Here is a 22,014-nt window from a genome sequence, read left to right as displayed (position 1 = left end):
TGCTGGACAGGAGGACCCCATGTCTGAACGTACCGTGTTTCAATCCATCCCGCACCGGCATGTGGTGAGTTGTCCGCCGCAAGCCAGCGTCTGGCAAGCCGCCTGTGTGATGACCAAGGCCAACTGCGGCAGCGTGCTGGTCATCGACACTGCCGGCGTCATGCAGGGCATCCTGACCGAACGTGACCTGATGACCCGCGTGCTGGCCAAGGCCCTGAATGCCAAAAAAACACCGGTGTCCGAGGTGATGACACACAACCCCCTGTGTGTGGTGCCCGAGATGACCGTCTCGGATGCCGTGTTGATCCTGCTGGAGCGCGGATTCCGGCATTTACCGATTGTCTCGTCGGCCGGAAAAATCCTGGGGGTGTTCTCGATTCGTGATGCTTTGCCGCGCGAAATTGACAGCGCTGTCAGCCTGGCCGAGTTCCGGGACTCGGTCAATGACGCGCTGGGCTAGCTGTTGCCTGCGTCGCGCCTGGCGCGTGAGCGTGCCAGCGCCGCTTCAATCACGGCGCGTTTCTGGTCCAGCACCGCCGGGTCGGTGTGTTGTGAGTGCCCGGGCAGGTCCGCCAGCGCGGCCTCGGCTTTTTCTTCAAGCCTTTTACGGTTCTTTCCCTCGTCCATCATGCGCCGATAGCTATGAATTTCATAGCGTTTTCGGGCCAGCCCGGCCTCGGCTCCCGACCACGCGGCCCAGCCGGTGCGTTCACCCGTGACGTTTTCCAGGCTGATGCAATCCACGGGGCAGACTGGAATGCACAGCTCACAACCGGTGCAATAAGGCTCTATCACGGTGTGCATGAGTTTGTTGCTGCCCAGGATGGCGTCCACCGGGCAGGCGTCCAGGCACAGGGTGCAGCCGATGCACCAGGCCTCGTCGATAACCGCCATCTGGCGCGGGACTTCGCTGCCGTTGTCGGGGTTGAGGGGCAGGGCGGGCCGGCCGGTGATCCGGGCCAGGCGCGCAATGCCTTCGGCGCCGCCGGGCGGGCACTGGTTGATTTCAGCCTGGCCGTCGGCCATGGCCTGCGCATAGGTGGCGCAGTCGGGGTAGCCGCAGCGTGTGCACTGCGTTTGCGGCAGTGCGGCATTGAGCCGCTCGGCGAGCAGGTTCACGGCGCGGCGCTCAGGATTGATGGCTGCTTATTTCCTGGCCGCGCTCTTTTTGGCGACGCTGCGGGTGGCGGGCTTGGGCGCCGCCTTGACGGCCGGTTGGGCTACAGGCTTGGCTGCCTTCTTTGGAGCTGCCTTGGCCTGTGCGGAAAGGGTGGGCCCCTGGTTGTGCTCAAGAATGAAAGCCTTGACCTGCGGATACACGATGTCGCGCCAGCGGCGGCCGCTGAAAATGCCGTAGTGGCCCGCGCCCTTGACTTCCAGGTGCTTCTGGCGTGCCTTGGGCACGTTGTAGCAAAGGCCGTGGGCGGCTTCGGTCTGGCCGGAGCCCGAGATGTCGTCGAGTTCGCCTTCGACCGTGAAGTGCGCGGTGGTGGTGATGTCCTCGGGGCGCACCCGCTCGAGCTTGCCTTCCCTGGACTTCACATCCCAGGTGCCGTTAACCAGCTTGAACTCCTGGAACACGATCTTGATGGTGTCCAGGTAGTAGTCGGCGTCCATGTCCAGCACGGCGTTGTACTCGTCGTAAAACCGGGTGTGGGCTTCGGTGCTGGCGTCGTCACCCTTGATCAGGTCCTTGAAATAGTCGTAGTGGCTGCTGGCATGGCGGTCGGGGTTCATGGCCACAAAACCCGTGTGCTGTAAAAAGCCCGGGTAGACACGGCGCCCGGCGCCGGGGAAGTTGCTCGGCACGCGGTAGATCACGTTGTTCTCGAACCATTCGAAGCTCTTGTTCATGGCCAGGTTGTTGACGGCCGTCGGTGACCGGCGCGCGTCGATGGGGCCACCCATCATGGTCATGGACAGCGGCGTGGTTTCGCCCCGGCTGGCCATCAGCGAAATCGCGGCCAGCACCGGCACGGTCGGCTGGCACACGCTGATGACATGGCAGTTGCCGTAGATGCCCTGCACGTGGGTGATGAATTCCTGCACGTAGTTGACGTAGTCGTCGAGCGCGAAGGCACCGTCGGACAGCGGCACGGTGCGGGCGTTTTTCCAGTCGGTGATGTAGACCTTGTGGTCCTTGAGCATGGTCTTGACGGTGTCGCGCAGCAAGGTGGCGTAATGGCCCGACAGCGGCGCCACGATCAGCACGGCCGGCTGGCCCTTGAGTTTGGTCAGGGTGGCCGGATCGTCGGTGAAACGCTTGAAGCGGCGCAGCTCGCAAAAGGGCTTGTCCACCTCGATGCGCTCGTGCACGGCCACGCCGGTACCATCCACATCGACGGTGGTCAGGCCGAAGGCCGGTTTTTCGTAGTCCTTGCCGAGGCGGTAAATCAGGCTGTAGCCGGCGGCCGCCCGCTGCGCCAGCGGGCTCTGGCTCAAGGGCGACAGCGGATTGTTGTAGAGCTTGGCGGCGGCCTGGGCGAAGTCGACAAACGGCTCCATCAGCGAACGCTGGGTTTCATAAACTTGATAAAGCATGGTCTGACCTTTGTACAACGATATGCTGCAGTGCAACAAATAATAACAGGTGTGCTTACGATTAAATGGAGGGCAAACACCAATACAGAAGGGCCGGATGGCACTTCTTTTGGCCATTCAATGGAAAATCTCACATGCGCGGCCGGCCTGTGCCCTGATCGCCATCCCTCCAGGCAGGCGCATGGGCTTTAATAATGCGTCGCAAGGCGCCAGGGCTTCTGGCCCCCGCTTGCCAAAATGGACTTTTTATGACCGAAATGACCGGCGCCCTGGCGCTTGACGAATTCACTTCACTGAAAAAATCCGACCGGATGCCGGTGCTGTTTGTCGGCCATGGCAGCCCCATGAACGCGATAGGCGACAACGAATACCGCCGCAGCTGGCAGGAGCTGGGCGCAGCGTTCGGCAGCCAGTACCCGCCGCCGCAGCTGGTGCTGTGCGTTTCGGCCCATTGGCTGACCGAGGGCTGGTGGGTGACCGGCATGGCGCAACCCAAGACCATCCATGATTTCGGCGGTTTTCCGCAGGAGCTGTTCGACCAGCAGTACCCGGCGCCCGGCGCGCCCGCCGCCGCACGCGAGATCAGCCGTTTTGTCAGGCAGCGTGGCTCGGCCCCGCTGGGGGTCGATCTGGACGCCTGGGGCCTGGACCACGGCGCCTGGTCGGTGCTGCAACCCATGTTTCCCGACGCCGCCATCCCGGTGCTGCAGCTGAGCATGGACTACAGCCGCCCGCCCTCCGACCACTACGCGCTGGCCAGACAGCTCAAGGGCCTGCGCGAGCGCGGTGTGCTGATCGTGGGCAGCGGCAACATCGTGCACAACCTGCGCCAGGCGCAGCGCGGCGCGGCCGGCCACCAGGCCTATGATTGGGCACTGGAGTTTGACCAGACCACCGGCGGCTACATTCAGCAGGGCAACCTAGATGCGCTGCAGAATTTCCAGAAGCTGGGCCAGCTGGCGCTGATGGCGCACCCGACCCATGAGCATTACCTGCCGTTGCTGTATGCGGCAGCGGCTGTGGACGCCCATGAAGCGCCGCGCTTTTTCAATACCAGTTTCCAGTTCGGCTCGATCTCCATGCGCTCCGTGATCTGGGGCTGAACCAGGAACCTACCCACACCATGCCAAGCCGCCAAACTGTCCAGGAATTCATCGCACTGGTGGAGCAGGGCCACTACGTCGAGGCTATCGAGCAGTTTTATGCGCCCGACGCCAGCATGCAGGAAAACAGCGAGCCGCCCCGGCGCGGCCGGGATACGTTGGTCTGCTACGAGCGGGCCGTCATGGCCGCCTGCAGCGCGATGCGCACCTTGCCGGTGGACTCCTTCCTGGTCGACGGCGACTTCGTCGTGATCCACTGGGTGTTCGAGTTCACCCGTGTTTCAGGCTCGATGCTGCGCATCGACGAACTGGCGCACCAGCGCTGGGAGGGCGACAAGATTGTGGAAGAGCGCTTTTTCTACGATCCGACGACGGTCGGTGGCTGATCAGTGGCTGCCATGGCTTTTGCTATCAAATAAATAGCATATGGTGCTTGTTTCATAGGGGCCGTGGGCACTTTTTTCATGAATTTTGGAAGGCCGCCGGAAGCGGCGCCGGGTCGGGCCGCCTGAGCCGGGGCCACCGCGCCCAACCGCGCGGCAGGCCGGCCAGGCCGATTTACATCACCTTGGCGATGGACGCGCAGACGTGGGCGATGTTGTGGCTGTTCAGCGCGGCCACACACATGCGGCCGGTGTCGGTGCCGTAGACGCCGAATTCATTGCGCAGGCGCACCATCTGGTCTTTCGTCAGGCCGGAGTAGCTGAACATGCCGATCTGCTTGGTGATGAAGCTCATGTTTTCCTTCACGCCGGCGGCTTTCAGCCCGTCCACCAGCTTCTGGCGCATGTCCTTGATGCGCACGCGCATCTCGCCCAGCTCTTTCTCCCAGAGCGCGCGCAGTTCGGGGTTGTTCAGCACGTTGGCGACCACGGTGGCGCCATGGATCTGCGGGTTGCTGTAGTTGGTGCGAATTACGATCTTGAGCTGCGACAGCACGCGGTCAGCCTCGTCCTTGCTCTCGCACAGCACCGACAGGGCGCCGACACGTTCGCCGTACAGGCTGAAGCTTTTGGAGAAGGAAGTCGAGACAAAGAAGCAGAGGCCGGCGGCGACAAACTTGCCGATGACCGCGCCATCTTCCTGGATGCCCTGGCCGAAGCCCTGGTAGGCCATGTCCAGGAAGGGGGTCAGCTGGCGCGCCTTGACGGCAGCGATCACCTGGTCCCACTGTTCGCTGGTGATGTCGTAGCCGGTCGGGTTGTGGCAGCAGGCGTGCAGAACCACAATGGTGCCGGCAGGCGCGGCATTCAGGGCCGCGAGCATGCCCTCGAAGTTGACGCCGCGTTTGGCGGCGTCGTAATAGGGGTAGCTTTCCACGGTGAAGCCGGCCTGGGCGAACAGGGCGCGGTGGTTCTCCCAGCTCGGGTCGCTGATCAGGACCTTGGCGTCCGGGCTGAGCTTTTTCAGGAAGTCGGCACCTATTTTCAGGCCGCCGGTGCCGCCTATGGCCTGGGCGGTGGCAACGCGGCCGCTCTTGACAGGCTCACTGTCGGCGCCAAATACCAGCGTCTTGACGGCCGCGTCATAGGCGGCCACACCGTCCATGGGCAGGTAGCCGCGCGGCTTGGGCGATGCCATCATGGCCTTTTCTGCGGCCTGCACACATTGCAGCAGGGGCAGCTTGCCGTCGTCGTCGTAATAAACACCGACGCCGAGATTGACCTTGTTCGGGTTGGTGTCGGCATTGAATTGCTCGTTCAGGCCCAATATAGGGTCACGGGGGGCCATTTCGACGGCGGTGAAAAGCGACATGAAAATCCTCTGCAAGGGTGGTTGGTGTTTTTTAAACGGTCCGGCACGCCATCTGGTTTACCGGGTGTGAGGCGGACAGCCGGCAGATCGGCAGATCGGCAGCCCCAGGTTCCGCCCGCCCCCGCCAAATGTCGTATTCTGTTTGATTGCCCCAGATTTTAGCGGGCCAGGATTGAGTTTTTTTATGCCAGAAGTGATTGAAGTCATGCCGGAGTCCGGCACAGCCCCCGCCAACGGCGAATTTGTGCGCTTTCCGGACTCGCCGTTCGAGCTCTTCATGCCTTACCCGCCGGCCGGCGACCAGCCGGTGGCCATCGAGCAACTGGTTGAGGGCCTCAACGATGGCGAGGTGTTCCAGACCCTGCTCGGCGTGACCGGCTCGGGCAAAACTTTCACCATGGCCAACGTGATTGCCCGGATGGGGCGGCCGGCCATCGTGTTTGCGCCCAACAAGACGCTGGCGGCGCAGCTGTACAGCGAGTTCCGCGAGTTTTTCCCGAAAAATGCGGTGGAGTATTTCGTCAGTTATTACGACTACTACCAGCCCGAGGCCTACGTGCCGCAGCGCGACCTGTTCATCGAAAAAGACTCGGCGATCAACGAGCACATCGAGCAGATGCGCCTGTCGGCGACCAAAAGCGTGCTGGAGCGGCGCGACACCATCATCGTCGCCACGGTCAGCGCGATTTACGGCATTGGCGCGCCCGAGGACTACACGCAGATGCGTTTCATCGCGCGCGCCGGTGACAAGATGAACCAGCGCGACGTGATCTCGCGCCTGATCCGCATGCAGTATGCGCGCAACGACCAGGACTTTGCGCGCGGCACCTTCCGCGTGCGCGGCGACGTGATTGACGTGTTCCCGGCCGAACATTCCGAGCTGGCCATCCGCATCGAGCTGTTTGACGACGAGATCGAGTCGCTGCAGCTGTTCGACCCGCTGACCGGGCGCATCCGCCAGAAGGTGCCGCGTTTTGTGGTCTACCCCAAGAGCCATTACGTGACGCCGCGCGACAAGGTCATGGCCGCGGTGGAAACCATCAAGATCGAGCTGTCCGAGCGTGTCAAGCAGTTTGTCGGCGACGGCAAGCTGGTCGAGGCGCAGCGCATCGAGCAGCGCACCCGTTTCGACCTGGAGATGCTCAGCGAAATCGGCCATTGCAAGGGCATCGAGAACTACACGCGCCATCTGAGCGGCGCGCCGCCGGGCTCGCCGCCGTCGACGCTGTGCGACTACCTGCCGAAAGACGCCATCATGTTTCTCGACGAGAGCCACGTCATGATCGGCCAGCTCAACGCCATGTACAACGGCGACCGGTCACGCAAGACCACACTGGTCGAATACGGTTTTCGCCTGCCCAGCGCGCTGGACAACCGGCCGCTGAAGTTCGAGGAATTCGAGACAAAGATGCGCCAGGCGATTTTTGTGTCGGCCACGCCGGCGGCTTACGAGCAGCAGCATGCCGGCAAGGTGGTGGAGCAGGTGGTGCGGCCCACCGGGCTGGTGGACCCCGAGGTGGAGGTGCGGCCGGCCACGCACCAGGTCGACGACGTGCTGCAGGAAATCCGCATCCGTGTGGACAAGAACGAGCGCGTGCTGATCACCACCCTGACCAAACGCATGGCCGAGCAGCTGACCGATTACTTGACCGACAACGGCGTCAAGGTGCGTTATCTGCACAGCGACGTGGACACCGTCGAGCGGGTCGAAATCCTGCGCGACCTGCGCCTCGGCACCTTCGACGTGCTGGTTGGCATCAATTTGCTGCGCGAAGGCCTGGACATTCCCGAGGTCAGCCTGGTCGCGATCCTGGACGCCGACAAGGAAGGTTTCCTGCGGGCCGAGCGCAGCCTGATCCAGACCATAGGCCGGGCGGCCCGCAACCTCAACGGCCGGGCCATCCTGTATGCGGACCGCATCACCGACTCCATGAAAAAGGCGATGGATGAAACCGAACGCCGGCGGAACAAACAGATCGCTTTCAACCTCGAACATGGCATCACGCCGCGCAGCATCGTCAAACGCATCAAGGACCTGATCGACGGCGTCTACAGCGAGAAATCCGGCAAGGAAGCGGAAAAACTCGAGCTGCAGAAGGCCCTGGTGGAGGACATGAGTGAAAAAGACATTGCCCGCGAAATCAAGCGGCTTGAAAAACAGATGATCGAACATGCCAAAAACCTGGAGTTCGAAAGGGCGGCCAGCGTTCGCGACCAGTTGCACGTGCTCAAGGCGCAGGCGTTTGGCGCGCCGGGGGTGGACAATGTGCCACCGGTGGCGGACTGAGGGCGGAGTGCGGAAGCGAGGACTTTCGTCACGAATGCCGCTCTGTTTGTCTTGGACAAACAGGCTCTGGCGGTACAATGGCGACTGGATCGCTAGGGTTTTGTGCTATACTTGACGAAAATAGTCAAGATCAACCAGAACAACAAAAGCCCTGTAGCCGATCAGGCCGACAGGCCGGGGCGGGTGGAGAAAAAGTTCCCTGTCAAGCCACAAGCGGACAGGGTGAGCCAAACGACAGTCAAGCCAACTTTTAAGGAGCTTGAAAATGCGCCTCACGACCAAAGGCCGCTTTGCGGTCACTGCGATGATTGACCTGGCCCTGCGCCAGAACAACGGCCCCGTTACCCTGGCGGCCATCAGCCAGCGCCAGCAGATTTCTCTGTCCTACCTCGAGCAGCTGTTCGGCAAACTGCGCCGCCATGAACTCGTCGAGTCCACCCGTGGCCCCGGCGGCGGTTATACCTTGGGCCGCAAGGCGGCAGACATCACCGTGGCCGACATCATCGTGTCGGTGGACGAACCCATCGACTCGACCCAGTGCGGTGGCAAGGAAAACTGTCTCGGTGACGGTGGCCGCTGCATGACGCACGAGCTGTGGGCCTCGCTGAACAGCCGCATGGTGGAATTTCTCGACTCTGTGACCCTGCAAAAGCTGGTCGATGACCAGTTGGCCAAGGGCGTGGTTGTTGAGAATACGCCCATGGTGAAAAAAGCCATCTTCACCGCGCCTGTGGCCAAGCCGATGCGCGTCAACGCGCCCAATTCGGTGTTTGCCCTGGGCAACGCGTTTTCGAAGTCCTAAGCGTCGGTGGCCCGTGAGGGCCCGACTGCCGGAGACTGCCGTCCATTTTTTTGATGCTGCAAGCCAGCCGTGACCTAAAAAGCCAGCCACATGGAAACCCCACACTTCCCCATTTACATGGATTACAGCGCCACGAACCCGTGCGACCCGCGGGTGGTGGATGCCATGATTCCCTGGTTGCGTGAGCATTTCGGCAACCCCGCTTCGCGCAGCCATGCGTGGGGCTGGGAAGCCGAAGCCGCCGTGGAAAAAGCCCGCGAGCAGGTGGCCGAGCTGATTGGTGCCGACCCGCGCGAGATCGTCTGGACCAGCGGCGCGACCGAGTCCAACAACCTGGCGCTCAAGGGTGCCGCGCATTTCTACAAGTCCAAAGGCAAACACCTGATCACGGTCAAGACCGAACACAAGGCCGTGCTCGACACCTGCCGCGAACTGGAGCGCCAGGGGTTTGAAGTGACTTATCTCGATGTGCAGTCCGACGGCCTGCTCGACCTGGAAGTGCTGAAGGCGGCGATCCGCCCCGACACCATCATTGTCAGTGTCATGTTCGTCAACAACGAGATTGGCGTCATCCAGGATATCCCGGCGATTGGCGCCCTGTGCCGCGAAAAAGGCATCATTTTCCATGTGGACGCGGCGCAGGCCACCGGCCGTGTGGACATCGATCTCGCCACCTTGCCGGTCGACCTGATGAGCCTGACCTCGCACAAGACCTACGGCCCCAAAGGCATAGGCGCGCTGTATGTTCGGCGCAAGCCGCGCGTGCGGCTGGAGGCGCAGATGCACGGTGGCGGCCACGAGCGCGGCATGCGTTCGGGCACCTTGCCGACACACCAGTGTGTGGGCATGGGCGAGGCCTACCGCATTGCCAAGGCGGAAATGCACGACGAAAACCAGCGTATCCGTGCCCTGCACGAGCGCATGCTGGCCGGTCTGAAAGACGTGGAAGAGGTTTTCCTCAACGGTCATGCCGACAAGCGCGTGCCGCACAACCTCAACATGAGCTTCAACTATGTCGAGGGCGAGTCCCTGATCATGGGCATCAAGGGCCTGGCGGTCTCCAGCGGATCGGCCTGTACCTCGGCCAGCCTGGAGCCCAGCTATGTGTTGCGCGCCCTGGGCCGCAGCGACGAACTGGCCCACAGCAGCCTGCGCATGACCATAGGCCGCTGGACCACCGAAGAAGAGATTGATTACGCCGTGGCGACGATCAAGGAAAACGTCGCCAAACTGCGTGACCTGTCGCCGCTCTGGGAAATGTTCAAGGATGGCGTGGACCTGTCCACCATCCAGTGGGCTGCTCACTAAGCAGCGCAAACAGCTTGAAGAGGTAAACAAAATGGCATACAGCGAAAAAGTGGTGGACCACTATGAAAACCCCCGCAACGTCGGCTCGTTTGAAAAGGGCGACGACACGGTAGGCACCGGCATGGTCGGCGCACCGGCCTGCGGCGACGTCATGAAGCTGCAGATCAAGGTCAACCCGCTGACCGGCGTGATTGAAGACGCGCGTTTCAAGACCTACGGCTGCGGTTCGGCGATTGCCTCGAGCTCACTCGTGACCGAGTGGGTCAAGGGCAAGACCCTGGACGAAGCGGCGAGCATCAAGAACAGCGCGATCGCCGAAGAGCTGGCCTTGCCGCCCGTGAAAATCCATTGCTCCATCCTCGCCGAAGACGCCATCAAGGCGGCCGTCAGCGACTACAAGTTGAAGCACGCCGACCAACCGCATTGACCTGAGAAGCTTTTCCCATGTCCGTTACCCTCACCGATGCTGCCGCACGACACGTCACCCGCTACATGGCCAAACGCGGCAAGGGCGTGGGCGTGCGCCTGGGCGTCAGAACCACCGGCTGCTCCGGCCTGGCCTACAAGCTCGAATATGCCGACGAGATTGCGCCTGAAGACGTGGTGTTTGAAGACAACGGCGTGAAGGTGCTGGTGGACCCGAAAAGCATGGCTTACATCGACGGCACCCAGCTCGACTTCGTGCGTGAGGGCCTGAACGAAGGCTTCAAGTTCATCAATCCGAATGAGCGTGACCGCTGTGGGTGCGGCGAAAGCTTTCGTGTGTAAAGCTACTGCGCGGGCGCCATGCGTCGTTGCGCGGTGCTCGCAATCCTCACGTACCTGAGTACGTTCCGGTTGCTGCGCTCCGTGCGCCTAGCCTGACGGCCGCTCGCTACGCTTTCCATCACGAAACCAGACTCTCCAAGTGGCGTCGCTCCAATCCAACGATTTCGAACTTTTTGACGTGCCTGAGCAGTTTGCGCAGGACAGCGCCGTGCTCGATGCGCGCTGGAAAGAGCTGCAGCGCGAGGCGCATCCCGACCGGTTTGCGGCGCAGGGCGCTGCCGCCCAGCGCCTGGCCATGCAGTGGTCGGTGCGCATCAACGAGGCCTACCAGCGGCTGAAGAACCCGCTCAAACGTGCGATCTACCTCTGCGAGCTGCACGGCGCGCCCATCCAGGCCGAGAGCAACACGGCCATGCCGCCGGATTTCCTGATCCAGCAGATGCAATGGCGGGAAGCGCTGGAAGAGGCGGAAGGCCTCGACAGCCTGGAAGAAATAGCCGCCCAGACCCTGGACAGCAAGCGCGAGCAGCTATCAAAAATAGAGCATTCGCTGGACCGGGAGAAAGACTTTCCGGCCGCCGCCCGGCAGGTGAGAAGCCTTATGTTCATTGAGCGCTTTGGCAGCGAGATTGATGCGCGCATCGACTCGCTGGGACAATAGCCTGTCACAGACCTCCAGCCCCCAGCGCGACCCACACATTCATGGCATTACTGCAAATTTCCGAACCCGGCCAGACTCCTGATCCGCACCAGCGGCGCATCGCCATTGGCATTGATCTGGGCACCACCCATTCGCTGGTGGCCAGCGTGCGCAGCGGCGTGGCCGAATGCCTGCCTGACGCGCAGGGCCGCGTGCTGCTGCCCAGCGTGGTGCGTTACCTGGTGGACGACAACGGCGCCACCGGCCGCCAGATCGGCTACGACGCGCTCGCCGCACAGGTGGAGGATCCGCAAAACACCATCGCTTCGGTCAAGCGCCTGATGGGCCGCGGCATCAACGACATCGGCAACCGCGCGCAACTGCCGTACCAGCTGATCGACCAGCCCGGCATGGTCACGCTGCAAACCGTGGCCGGTGAAAAAAGCCCGGTCGAGGTTAGTGCCGAGATCCTGGCGACGCTGCGTTACCGGGCGGAAGACAGCTTTGACGACGAGATTTTCGGCGCGGTCATCACGGTGCCGGCGTATTTTGACGACGCCCAGCGCCAGGCCACCAAAGATGCCGCGCAACTGGCCGGGCTCAACGTGCTGCGCCTGATCAACGAACCGACCGCCGCAGCCATTGCCTACGGCCTGGACAACGCCAGTGAAGGTGTTTACGCGATTTATGACCTCGGTGGCGGCACTTTCGACATTTCCATCCTGCGCCTGACGCAGGGCGTGTTTGAAGTCGTGGCCACCGGCGGCGACTCGGCCCTCGGCGGCGACGACTATGACCGCGCGCTGGTCGACTGGGTGCTGGCCAAGGCGGGCCTGGCGGCCGACACGCTCACGCCCGGCGACAAAGCCGCCTTGCTGCAGGCCGCCCGGGCTTGCAAGGAGGCTTTGTCTGCTACGGATTCAGTAGCATTCACCGCACGTCTGGCAAGGGCTAACGTGCAGTTTGACATGAAGGCTGCGGACTTCGAGACGGCCACCGCCGGGCTGACCCAGCGCACGCTGACGGTGGCGCGCAAGGCCTTGCGCGATGCCGGGCTGGGCAAGGACGAGGTCCAGGGCGTGGTGCTGGTGGGCGGGTCCACCCGCATGCCGCAGGTGCGCCGCGCCGTGGCCGGCCTGTTTGGCCGCGAGCCCCTGACCAACCTGAACCCCGACGAGGTGGTGGCCCTGGGCGCCGCCATTTCGGCCAACCAGCTGGCCGGCAACAGCACCGGCAGCGACCTGCTGCTGCTTGACGTGATTCCGCTGTCACTGGGCATCGAAACCATGGGGGGCCTGGTTGAACGCATCGTGCCACGCAACCAGACCATCCCGACCGCGATGGCGCAGGACTTCACCACCTACCAGGACGGCCAGACTGCGCTGGCCCTGCATGTGGTGCAGGGCGAGCGCGACCTGGTGGCCGACTGCCGCAGCCTCGCGCGTTTCGAGCTGCGCGGCATTCCTCCGATGGCCGCGGGCGCGGCGCGCATCCGCGTGACCTTCACCGTGGACGCCGATGGCCTGCTCAGCGTCAGCGCCAAAGAGCAGGGCAGCGGCGTGGAAGCGCATATTGACGTGAAGCCATCGTACGGCCTGTCCGACGCCGACATTGCCCGCATGCTGCAGGAGAGTTTTTCGACGGCCCAGCAGGACATGCAGGCGCGCGCGCTGGCCGAGGCGCAGGTCGATGCCGACCGCATGATCCTGGCGACCCGCAGCGCGCTGGCTGCCGATGCCGACTTGCTGACCCCCGAGGAAAAGGTGGAGATCGATCGCCTGATGGCCGACCTGGCGGCCATCCGGCAGCAGGGCGATGCCGCGCAGATCGAAGCCGCCATCAAGGCCCTGGCTGGCGGGACCGAAAACTTTGCGGCCCAGCGCATGAACCGGGGCATCCGCCAGGCCCTGGCCGGAAAAAACATAGCGACGGTCTGACCCCCGGACCGAACACCCCATGCCCATCATCAAAATACTGCCCCATCCTGAATACTGCCCCAACGGTGCCGAAGTGTCCGCGCCTGCGGGCACGTCCATCTGCGAGGCGCTGCTCGACAACAACATCAACATCGAGCACGCCTGCGACATGAGCTGCGCCTGCACCACCTGTCACGTCATCGTGCGCGAAGGGATGCGCTCGCTCAACGAGATGGACGAGAGCGAGGAAGACCTGCTGGACCGCGCCTGGGGCCTGGAGCCCAACTCGCGCCTGAGCTGCCAGGCCATCGTGGCGCAAACCGACCTGACGGTCGAGATTCCCAAATACTCGATCAACCACGCCAAGGAAGTGCACTAGCCCCCACGCTTGCCACTGCGTGTGCTGCGCTGCCCCCCGAGGGGGCGCATTTTTCCTTGGGGCGGCCCGGCGGAAAAACATTCTCGGACCCAGCGCAGCTATCATCTGAACCATGCGCCAAATCGTTCTAGACACTGAAACCACCGGCCTGTCCGCTGAAAACGGCGACCGCATCATCGAAATCGGCTGCGTCGAGCTGATCGGCCGCAAGCTCACCGGCAACAACAAACACTTCTACCTGAACCCCGAGCGCGACAGCCACGAGGACGCGCTCAAGGTACACGGCATCAGCAACGAGTTCCTGCAGGACAAGCCCAAATTTCCGGCGGTCGCCGACGAGTTGCTGGCGTATCTGGAAGGCGCCGAAGTCATCATTCACAACGCGCCTTTCGACATCAGCTTCCTGGACAAGGAGCTTGAGCTGATGGGGCGTGCCTCGATCCGCAACTGCGTGGCCAAGGTCACCGACAGCCTGATGATGGCCAAGGAGCTGTATCCCGGCAAACGCAATTCGCTCGACGCACTGTGCGATCGCCTGGACGTCGACAACTCGGGCCGCACGCTGCATGGCGCCCTGCTCGACGCCGAGCTGCTGGCCGACGTCTATATCAACCTGACGCGCGGGCAGAATTCGCTGGTGATGGAGCTGGGCGGCAGCACGCAGGAGGGGGGCGCCGCCGTGGTGATGGACCTCAGCGGTTTTGATTTGCCGCTGCTGCTGGCCAACGATCAGGAGATCGCCGCCCACGAAAGCCTGCTGGCGGACATCGATAAAAGCAGCAAAGGCAAAACTGTCTGGCGCGAACTGGCCGGTGCGTGACAAAAAACCCTTATAATCTGAGGCTGACCAAACAGGGCGGTTAGCTCAGGGGTAGAGCACTGCATTCACACTGCAGGGGTCGCAAGTTCGAAACTTGCACCGCCCACCAGAATTGAAGCCCCAAGTCGCTTGCGACTTGGGGCTTTTTCTATGGCCCGGTTGGTGTCAGAACCGGTACTTCAGGCCCAGCGTGGTGGCGTTCACGTTGTCGCGTCCCGAGCCGGAAAACTTGAAGTCGTGCCGCTCCCATTGCAGGACCGCGGACCATCTGTCGGTAAAGTCGTAACTCACACCCGCCCCGAGCGACAGCCCGAAGCCGTCCTCGTCGCCGCTGGTGACGCCCGAACCAGGCGTGGAGGTCACGCTGGTGCGGCCGTAGGTTGTGCCCACCTTGCCGAACAGGCCCCATGTCGGACTGAGCGGCACCCTGCCGACCAGGCTCAGGTTGATGCCGTAAGCCTTGGTCGTGCCACCACCACGGTCAATGCTGCCCATGTCGACGTAGCCCAACTCCAGGCCGAAGTTGTTGCTGAACGTGCCGCCTCCGTAGAGGCTGTAGGCATTGTCCTTGTCACCGCAGTTGAACACTCCGGTGCCGCATCCTTGCCGGTAACTGGAGCGACCGGCATTGAAGCCGAGGTAAGCGCTGCCAGGGGCATACCAGGCGCTGCTGCCGGAACTCGAGGAAGGGTTGCTGATCTGGGCCTGGACGGGCAGGCTGCCGGCGACGGCTGCTGCACTGAGCAACACGCTGGAGAGAACACGATGAATTATTTTCACGATGACTCCTCGCAGGATGAAGATCCGCCTCTTGGTGGGATGGACCGACAAATGACGCGGCCAGTCTAAATCTTCAGGGCGGAACGGCTTGTAGGAGGCGTCTGACGCGCATGTAGGACGGACGGAAGAAATCAGATCATGGTGGCGGGCCATGGTGTCACCCGCCGGGCACCACACGTCAGCCGTGTGGGCAGGGTACAAGCAGGCTCAATTTGCTATGAAATTAATAGCTATTGGTGAACGACCATCAAGGGCTGAGGGCTAATTTTGCTTTATTTTTGGGAGAATGCAGGGCTGGCGGCACCCGGCCGCCAGCTTCCTGCGGCGCAGGTTTTCGGCGCTTTACTGCGCTGCCCAGCCGCCGTCCATGTTCCAGGCCACGCCGCGCACATTGTTGCCGGCCGGCGAGCAGAAAAACACCGCCAGCGCGCCCAGTTCCTCGGGCGTGGTGAACTGCATCGACGGTTCTTTCTCGCCCAGCAGCTGCTGCGTGGCCAGCTGGTTGGAGATGGCGCCTGCCGCGGCCCTGGCGTCCACCTGTTTTTGCACCAGCGGCGTCAGCACCCAGCCCGGGCAGATGGCGTTGCAGGTCACGCCGGTGGTGGCGTTTTCGAGGGCCGTGACTTTGGTCAGGCCGACGATGCCGTGTTTGGCGGCAACATACGCGGATTTTTCAGCCGAGCCGACCAGGCCGTGTACCGAGGCGACATTGATGATGCGGCCCCAGCCCTTGCCGCCGTTGGCGGCCTGCATGGCCGGCAGGGCCAGCCGCGTGGCGTGGAAGGCGCTGCTCAGGTTGATGGCCAGCACGGCGTCCCAGCGCTCTACCGGAAAGTTCTCGATTCTGGCCACATGCTGGATGCCGGCGTTGTTGACCAGGATGTCCACCTGCCCGAATTGCGCCGCGGCAAAAGTCATCATGGCTTCGATCTCGGCGGGCTTGCTCATGTCGGCACCGTGGTAGGCCACTTTCACGCCCAGCGCTGCAATTTCCCCCTTGGGGCCTTCGGCGTCGCCGAAACCGTTGAGCACGATGTTGGCCCCCTGCGCCGCCAGCGCCTTGGCGATCCCCAGGCCGATGCCGCTGGTGGAGCCGGTCACGAGTGCAGTTTTACCTTTGAGCATGAAGTTTTCTCCGGATGATTTACGATGCCTGTCAGACGCTGAACAACAGCGGCTCGGGCAATTATCAAGCCTGCAACCCGGATTCCCTGGCCATGACTGAACCTACGCTGAACTACGTATCGTGCCCCGACGCTTCGGGAGGGCACCGCATGGCGTACTGGGAGTGGGGCGATCCGGCCAACCCGCATGTGGTGCTGTGTGTTCATGGCCTGTCGCGCCAGGGCAGGGATTTTGATGTGCTGGCCGAATACCTGTCGGACGAGGTCCGGGTCGTGTGCCCCGACGTGGCCGGTCGGGGCCGCAGTGACTGGCTCCAGGACCCCATGGGTTACCAGATTCCGCAGTACGCCGCCGACATGATGGGACTGCTGGCGCACCTGCAGCAGCAAGCGCCGGTCACAACGCTGGACTGGGTCGGCACCAGCATGGGCGGCCTGATCGGCATGGCCATTGCGGGCCAGCCCGAGCTGCCCCTGCCGGCGCCGGTGCGCAAGCTGGTCCTCAACGACGTGGGGCCGGCCATCGAGTGGCAGGCCATCACGCGTATTGCGGCCTACCTCGGCAAAGCCGGCCATTTCGCCTCGCTGCAACACGCGGCCGACGCGATGTGGGCGATCTCGACCAGCTTTGGCCCGCACACGCCCGAGCAATGGCTGGCGCTGTCGCGCCACATGGTCAAGCCTGTGCCGGGTGCCACCGATGGCAGCGTGATGCTGCATTACGACCCGGCCATTGCGGTGCCGGTCCGGGCGGCGACCGAAACCTCGGCGCGCGAAGGTGAAACCCTGTTGTGGCAACTTTTTGACAACATTCGGGCGCCGACACTGGTCGTACGCGGCGCACAATCGGACTTGCTCAGCCGCGTCACGGCGCAGGCCATGACGCAGCGCGGTCCCCGGGCCCGCCTGGTGGAGTTTGAAGGAGTCGGCCATGCCCCGACCCTGGTGGCGCTGGATCAGGTCAGCACGGTGGGCGATTTTCTTCTTGTCTGAAATTTTTTATTGAAAAGTTGCCTGTGACGAAACATGCCGGGGCCGGGCCGGGCGCCCCGCCCAAGTCGCCTTTGAAGCCCAACACGGGCATGGCGCCCATGACGCCCATGACACCGCTGCCCAACGCGTCCATCGTGACCGCCACGGCGGACAGCCTGCCGGACCAGCCGCACGCGCTGGCACGCGCCAGGGCCTTTGCCGAGCCGCTGATCGCCAGTGAAACGCTGGACACCGGTGAAAACATCCTGGCCCATGCGGATGCCGTCGCGGCGATTCTCAAGGCCATTGGCGGCTCCGAGGCCATGCAGGCCGCGACCTACCTCGTTCACGCCTGCGCGCACCTGAACAAGCCGCAGGAGGTGATTGCCAAGGCTTTCGGCGCCAACTTCGCGGCCCTGGCCATGGAAACCACCAAACTCGTCCATGTGCAGAAGCAGGCCCGCGGCGCCGATGCCAGGGCGCAGCTGGAAGACCCGGCGGCGCAGACTGAAAACGTGCGCAAGATGCTGCTGGCGTTTTCGCGCGATCTGCGCGTCGTGATGCTGCGCCTCGCGTCTCGCCTGCAGACGCTGCGTTACTTTGCGGCCATCCGGCAACCTTGCCCGCTGGCCGTGGCGCGCGAATCGCTCAACGTGTTTGCACCCCTGGCCAACCGCCTGGGCATCTGGCAGGTCAAGTGGGAAATGGAAGACCTCGCCTTCCGTTTTCTGGAGCCGGACACCTACAAAAGCATTGCCCGCCTGCTCGATGAAAAACGCGCCGAGCGCGAGGTTTTCATGGAGGCGCTGCGCGCGCAGCTGGAACGCGACCTGAACAGCAACGGCATTGCCGCGCTGGTGCAGGGCCGGCCCAAACACATCTACAGCATCGTCAAGAAGATGCGCGGCAAGGGCCTCGATTTCGACCAGGTGTTCGACATCCGCGCTCTGCGCGTGATCGCCGCGGACGTCAAGGGCTGTTACGCGGCGCTCGGGTTTGTGCATTCGCATTTCACGCCGGTCGAGGGCGAATTCGACGACTACATCGCCAAGCCGAAATCCAACGGCTACCAGTCGCTGCACACGGTGGTGCGCGATGCGCAGCAGCGCGCGGTCGAGATCCAGATCCGCACGCAGGCCATGCACGACCATGCCGAGCATGGCGTGGCGGCCCACTGGGCCTACAAGGAGGCCGGCACCAAGGGTTACAGCGGCGTGTCGGCCAGCAGCGAGTACGACGCAAAAATTGCCGTGTTGCGACAGCTGCTGGCCTGGGAGCGCGACCTGTCGGGACCGGTGGCAGCCAAGGCGCGCGACGCCAACCAGGGCCTGTTTGAAGACCGCATCTATGTGCTGACGCCGGACGCGGCTGTCGTCGAACTGCCGCAAGGGGCGACGGCGCTCGACTTCGCCTACAGCGTGCACACCAGCCTGGGCCACCGCTGCCGCGGCGCACGCATCGACGGCGCCATGGTGCCGCTGAACACGCCGCTGCAAAACGGGCAGACGGTGGAAGTCGTCACCACCAAGGAGGGCGGCCCGTCGCGCGACTGGCTCAACCCCGAACTCGGCTTTCTGGCCAGCCACCGCGCGCGCTCGAAAGTGCGTGCCTGGTTCAATGCCCAGGCCATGGCGCAAACGGTGGCGCGCGGACGTGAGGCGGTGGAAAAGCTGCTGCAACGCGAGGGCAAGACCGCGATGAAGCTCGAGGATGTCGCGACGCAGCTGGGCTTCAAGAGCGCCGAGGATCTGTTTGAAGTGGTGGGCAAGGACGAGCTGTCGCTGCGCACCATTGAAAACATGCTCAAGCCGCCCGAGCCGCCGCCCACGCAGGACGACTATGTGCTGGCCAAAAAGGCCCGGCAACATGACAAGTCGTCCGAGCGCGGGCGCAAAGGCGGGGTGCTGGTGGTCGGCATCGACTCGCTGCTCACGCAACTGGCCAGGTGCTGCAAGCCCGCACCGCCCGATGCGATTCTCGGGTTTGTCACCAAGGGCAAGGGCGTGAGCATCCACCGCAGCGATTGCAGCAACTTCAGGAACATGGCCAGCGGCAGCCCCGACCGGGTGATCGAGGTGCAGTGGAGTCAGCCCAAAAGCAGCGAGGGCTCGGTGTACCCGGTGGACGTGGCCGTGGAAGCGGCCGACCGGCAAGGCCTGCTGCGCGATATTTCGGAAGTGTTTGCGCGGGAAAAAATGAACGTCATTGGCGTGCAGACCACCTCGGTCAAGGACAACCGCGGCGGCACGGCCTGGATGACCTTCACGGTGGAGGTGGCCGACGCGGGCCGGCTCAACCAGGTGCTGGCCACCGTCGCCGAGGTCAATGGCGTGCGTTCGGCGCGCAGGCGCTGATTTGTCGGCAAAAAAATCGGCGCGGGCGCAAAAGGCCGGGTTTGCCCTGCTACAATGACGAGGTCGAACAGTCCTTAGGCGCGTAGCTCAGCTGGTTAGAGCACCACCTTGACATGGTGGGGGTCGTTGGTTCGAGTCCAATCGCGCCTACCAATTTCCTGAAGTTGTTTTCCCGTCAGCCGTGCATCCCACGGTGCACACAGGGTAAACCAAGGGGATTGCAGGTAGGCATACTTCCTAGAATGTGATGACCCTGTGCATTGGTGCAGGCAGTCATTCACAGAGGAGTTCGCACAGTGCCCAAGAGCAAGCCCACCAGTGAGTCCAGGAGCCAGTCAACCGACTCGTCTCCCCCCGTCGATAGCACGCCGGGAAAAAAGCCGGGCACCAAGGGCGGTAACGGCAAGGCGGCGTCGCCGCGTGTCATCAAGAAATACCCGAATCGCCGTCTTTACGACACCGATACCTCGGCCTACATCACGCTGGCCGAAGTCAAGAACCTCGTCATGGACAGCACCGATTTCGTGGTGCGCGATGCCAAAACCAACGAGGACCTGACACGCAGCATCCTGCTGCAGATCATCCTGGAAGAAGAAGCCGGCGGCGCACCCATGTTCACCGAGGCGGTGTTGTCCAACATCATCCGCTTTTACGGCAATGCGATGCAGAGCTTCATGGGTTCCTACCTCGAGAAAAACGTCCAGTCCTTCATGGACTTGCAGCTCAAGATGTCCGAGCAGTCCAAAGGCCTGACGCCGGAAGCGTGGGCGCAGTTTGTCAATGCGCAGTCGCCGGCCATGCAGGGCATGATGGGCAGTTATGTCGAGCAGTCGAAAACCGTGTTCACGCAAATGCAGGAGCAGATGCAAAAACAAAGCGAGCAGATGCTCGCCGCCCTGGGCCTGAAGCGCTGACCGCGTCCAGGCCATTTAGGACGCCAGCGGCCCCAGCGGGCCGGCTCTGAGACAATAGAGGGCATGAGCCAAGCCCTTGTTACCCCACCATCCCCTACCTTGAACACGGCGCCCCGCGTCGGTTTTGTCAGCCTCGGCTGCCCCAAGGCCCTGACCGACTCCGAGCTGATCCTGACGCAACTCAGCGCCGAGGGTTACCAGACCTCCAAAACCTTTGAAGGCGCCGACCTGGTGATCGTCAACACCTGCGGCTTCATCGACGACGCCGTCCGGGAAAGCCTGGACACCATTGGCGAGGCGCTGGCCGAAAACGGCAGGGTCATCGTGACCGGCTGCCTGGGCGCCAAGGCGGGCGAGGGCGGCGGCAACCTGGTGCGCCAGATGCATCCGAGTGTGCTGGCCGTGACTGGCCCGCACGCGACGCAGGAAGTGATGGACGCGGTTCACCTGAACCTGCCCAAGCCGCACGACCCGTTTGTGGACCTGGTGCCCAACGCCTTCGGCATCGCCGGCATCAAGCTCACGCCGCGGCACTATGCCTACCTGAAGATCAGCGAAGGCTGCAACCACCGCTGCACCTTCTGCATCATCCCGTCGATGCGCGGCGACCTGGTGTCGCGGCCGATAGGCGACGTGCTCAACGAGGCGCGCGCGCTGTTTGAAGGCGGTGTCCGGGAACTGCTGGTCATCAGCCAGGATACCTCGGCCTACGGTGTGGACGTGAAGTACCGCACCGGCTTCTGGGATGGCAAGCCGGTCAAGACCCGCATGCTGGAACTGGTGCAGGCGCTGGGCGAGATTGCCGAGCCCTACGGCGCCTGGGTGCGCTTGCATTACGTCTACCCGTACCCAAGTGTGGATGAGATCCTGCCGCTGATGGCCACCGGCAAGGTGCTGCCTTACCTGGACGTGCCCCTGCAGCACAGCCACCCCGATGTGCTCAAGCGCATGAAACGACCGGCCAGTGGCGAGAAAAATCTGGAGCGGATTGCGCGCTGGCGCGAGATCTGTCCCGAGATCGTGATCCGCAGCACCTTCATTGCCGGTTTTCCCGGCGAAACCGAAGGCGAGTTCGAGCACCTGCTGGACTTCATGCGCGAAGCGCAGATTGACCGCGCGGGCTGCTTTGCCTACAGCGCAGTGGCGGGCGCCACCGCCAACGACATTCCGGGCATGCTGCCCCTGGAACTTCGCGAAGAGCGCCGTGCACGTTTCATGGCCGTGGCCGAAGCGGTCTCGGCCGCGAAGCTGCAGCAGCGTGTGGGAGCGACCATGCAGGTGCTGGTGGACTCCGCGCCCGGCATGGGTAAAAAGGGTGGCGTGGGCCGCAGTTATGCCGACGCGCCCGAGATCGATGGTGTCGTGAAATTGTTGCCGCCCGAGAAAATCAGCAAGACGCTGAAGGTCGGGGAATTCACCAAGGCCCGGATTGTCGGCACACAAGGCCACGATCTGGTGGCGGTGCCGGTCTGAGGACGTCTGGATGGGGCTGGACCAAGTGCTGAAAAAGCGCCTGGAAAGCAAAAAGGCCACTGTGTTGGCAGTGGCCTT

Annotated in this window: 21 protein-coding genes and 2 tRNA genes; 18 read left to right on the top strand and 5 right to left on the bottom strand. The window is 63.0% G+C overall.

Translation table 11 applies throughout. From position 1 onward, the window contains the following. Positions 1–19: 19 nt before the first annotated feature. Entirely contained in the window at positions 20–460 is a 441-nt protein-coding gene (locus B7G53_RS06900; RefSeq protein ID WP_096665529.1) for a CBS domain-containing protein, read from the top strand. Here the strand turns inward: B7G53_RS06900 and rsxB are convergent. Then, the gene (rsxB, locus tag B7G53_RS06895) at positions 457–1,119 is read right to left on the bottom strand and encodes an electron transport complex subunit RsxB (protein ID WP_096665526.1); all 663 of its coding nucleotides are present in this window, start codon (positions 1,117–1,119) and stop codon (positions 457–459) included. The genes B7G53_RS06900 and rsxB overlap by 4 nt on opposite strands. 27 nt (positions 1,120–1,146) lie before the next feature. Continuing rightward, complete coding sequence (locus B7G53_RS06890; RefSeq protein ID WP_096665608.1) at positions 1,147–2,541, bottom strand: polyhydroxyalkanoate depolymerase; 1,395 nt, start codon at positions 2,539–2,541, stop codon at positions 1,147–1,149. 248 nt (positions 2,542–2,789) lie between these two features. Between B7G53_RS06890 and ygiD the strand changes: the two genes are divergently transcribed. Together ygiD and B7G53_RS06880 are read left to right on the top strand one after the other, a co-directional pair. Next, positions 2,790–3,644 (top strand): 4,5-DOPA dioxygenase extradiol, encoded by an 855-nt coding sequence (gene ygiD / locus B7G53_RS06885; RefSeq protein WP_096665523.1) that lies wholly within the window; start codon positions 2,790–2,792, stop codon positions 3,642–3,644. A gap of 20 nt (positions 3,645–3,664) precedes the next feature. Further along, on the top strand, positions 3,665–4,030 hold the full coding sequence (locus tag B7G53_RS06880) for a nuclear transport factor 2 family protein (protein ID WP_096665520.1): 366 nt from the start codon (positions 3,665–3,667) through the stop codon (positions 4,028–4,030). A 172-nt stretch (positions 4,031–4,202) separates the two neighbouring features. Here the strand turns inward: B7G53_RS06880 and B7G53_RS06875 are convergent, their stop codons facing one another. Further along, the gene (locus B7G53_RS06875; RefSeq protein ID WP_096665517.1) at positions 4,203–5,399 is read right to left on the bottom strand and encodes an amino acid aminotransferase; all 1,197 of its coding nucleotides are present in this window, start codon (positions 5,397–5,399) and stop codon (positions 4,203–4,205) included. Between the two features lie 184 nt (positions 5,400–5,583). Between B7G53_RS06875 and uvrB the strand changes: the two genes are divergently transcribed. From uvrB to B7G53_RS06825, 10 genes are all read left to right on the top strand, one after another. Next, positions 5,584–7,686 (top strand): excinuclease ABC subunit UvrB, encoded by a 2,103-nt coding sequence (gene uvrB, locus B7G53_RS06870; RefSeq protein WP_096665514.1) that lies wholly within the window; start codon positions 5,584–5,586, stop codon positions 7,684–7,686. A gap of 265 nt (positions 7,687–7,951) precedes the next feature. Further along, complete coding sequence (gene iscR / locus B7G53_RS06865; RefSeq protein WP_096665511.1) at positions 7,952–8,488, top strand: Fe-S cluster assembly transcriptional regulator IscR; 537 nt, start codon at positions 7,952–7,954, stop codon at positions 8,486–8,488. Positions 8,489–8,578: 90 nt separating this feature from the next. Next, entirely contained in the window at positions 8,579–9,796 is a 1,218-nt protein-coding gene (locus B7G53_RS06860) for an IscS subfamily cysteine desulfurase (protein WP_096665508.1), read from the top strand. A gap of 31 nt (positions 9,797–9,827) precedes the next feature. Beyond that, positions 9,828–10,223: a Fe-S cluster assembly scaffold IscU gene (gene iscU, locus B7G53_RS06855; RefSeq protein ID WP_096665505.1), complete on the top strand. Its 396-nt coding sequence runs from the start codon at positions 9,828–9,830 to the stop codon at positions 10,221–10,223. 17 nt (positions 10,224–10,240) lie between these two features. Next, on the top strand, positions 10,241–10,564 hold the full coding sequence (gene iscA, locus B7G53_RS06850; RefSeq protein ID WP_096665502.1) for an iron-sulfur cluster assembly protein IscA: 324 nt from the start codon (positions 10,241–10,243) through the stop codon (positions 10,562–10,564). 139 nt (positions 10,565–10,703) lie between these two features. After that, positions 10,704–11,225 carry a Fe-S protein assembly co-chaperone HscB gene (gene hscB / locus B7G53_RS06845; RefSeq protein ID WP_096665499.1) on the top strand — a complete coding sequence of 174 codons (522 nt, stop codon included), beginning with the start codon at positions 10,704–10,706 and terminating at the stop codon, positions 11,223–11,225. 41 nt (positions 11,226–11,266) lie between these two features. Further along, positions 11,267–13,141, top strand: a complete 1,875-nt coding sequence (gene hscA / locus B7G53_RS06840) for a Fe-S protein assembly chaperone HscA (RefSeq protein WP_096665496.1) — start codon at positions 11,267–11,269, stop codon at positions 13,139–13,141. 19 nt (positions 13,142–13,160) lie between these two features. Next, positions 13,161–13,499: an ISC system 2Fe-2S type ferredoxin gene (fdx, locus tag B7G53_RS06835; protein WP_096665493.1), complete on the top strand. Its 339-nt coding sequence runs from the start codon at positions 13,161–13,163 to the stop codon at positions 13,497–13,499. Between the two features lie 112 nt (positions 13,500–13,611). After that, entirely contained in the window at positions 13,612–14,319 is a 708-nt protein-coding gene (gene dnaQ / locus B7G53_RS06830) for a DNA polymerase III subunit epsilon (protein WP_096665491.1), read from the top strand. Between the two features lie 34 nt (positions 14,320–14,353). Then, a tRNA-Val gene (locus B7G53_RS06825) sits at positions 14,354–14,428 on the top strand. Between the two features lie 56 nt (positions 14,429–14,484). On the opposite strand, the gene B7G53_RS06820 is transcribed toward B7G53_RS06825, so the two are convergent. Together B7G53_RS06820 and B7G53_RS06815 are read right to left on the bottom strand one after the other, a co-directional pair. After that, a complete protein-coding gene (locus B7G53_RS06820) occupies positions 14,485–15,099 on the bottom strand; it encodes a porin family protein (protein ID WP_096665488.1) in 615 nt (204 codons plus the stop codon). A 342-nt stretch (positions 15,100–15,441) separates the two neighbouring features. Then, positions 15,442–16,224: a 3-hydroxybutyrate dehydrogenase gene (locus B7G53_RS06815; protein WP_096665485.1), complete on the bottom strand. Its 783-nt coding sequence runs from the start codon at positions 16,222–16,224 to the stop codon at positions 15,442–15,444. Positions 16,225–16,316: 92 nt separating this feature from the next. Here B7G53_RS06815 and B7G53_RS06810 point away from each other — a divergent pair, with 92 nt between their 5' ends. The 5 genes from B7G53_RS06810 (at position 16,317) to rimO (ending at position 21,936) form a co-directional block, all read left to right on the top strand. Continuing rightward, the gene (locus B7G53_RS06810) at positions 16,317–17,216 is read left to right on the top strand and encodes an alpha/beta fold hydrolase (RefSeq protein ID WP_096665605.1); all 900 of its coding nucleotides are present in this window, start codon (positions 16,317–16,319) and stop codon (positions 17,214–17,216) included. Positions 17,217–17,305: 89 nt separating this feature from the next. After that, on the top strand, positions 17,306–19,549 hold the full coding sequence (locus tag B7G53_RS06805; protein ID WP_096665602.1) for a RelA/SpoT family protein: 2,244 nt from the start codon (positions 17,306–17,308) through the stop codon (positions 19,547–19,549). A gap of 76 nt (positions 19,550–19,625) precedes the next feature. After that, positions 19,626–19,702: transfer RNA gene (locus B7G53_RS06800), tRNA-Val, on the top strand. A 272-nt stretch (positions 19,703–19,974) separates the two neighbouring features. Next, complete coding sequence (gene phaR, locus B7G53_RS06795; RefSeq protein WP_255249931.1) at positions 19,975–20,463, top strand: polyhydroxyalkanoate synthesis repressor PhaR; 489 nt, start codon at positions 19,975–19,977, stop codon at positions 20,461–20,463. Positions 20,464–20,526: 63 nt separating this feature from the next. Next, a complete protein-coding gene (gene rimO, locus B7G53_RS06790; RefSeq protein ID WP_096665479.1) occupies positions 20,527–21,936 on the top strand; it encodes a 30S ribosomal protein S12 methylthiotransferase RimO in 1,410 nt (469 codons plus the stop codon). Positions 21,937–22,014: the final 78 nt, after the last annotated feature.

The organism is Polaromonas sp. AET17H-212 (assembly GCF_002379085.1).
Classification (GTDB): domain Bacteria; phylum Pseudomonadota; class Gammaproteobacteria; order Burkholderiales; family Burkholderiaceae_C; genus Polaromonas.
The sequence above is the reverse complement of the archived record's forward strand: the minus strand, read 5'-3'. Positions and strand labels throughout refer to the sequence as shown.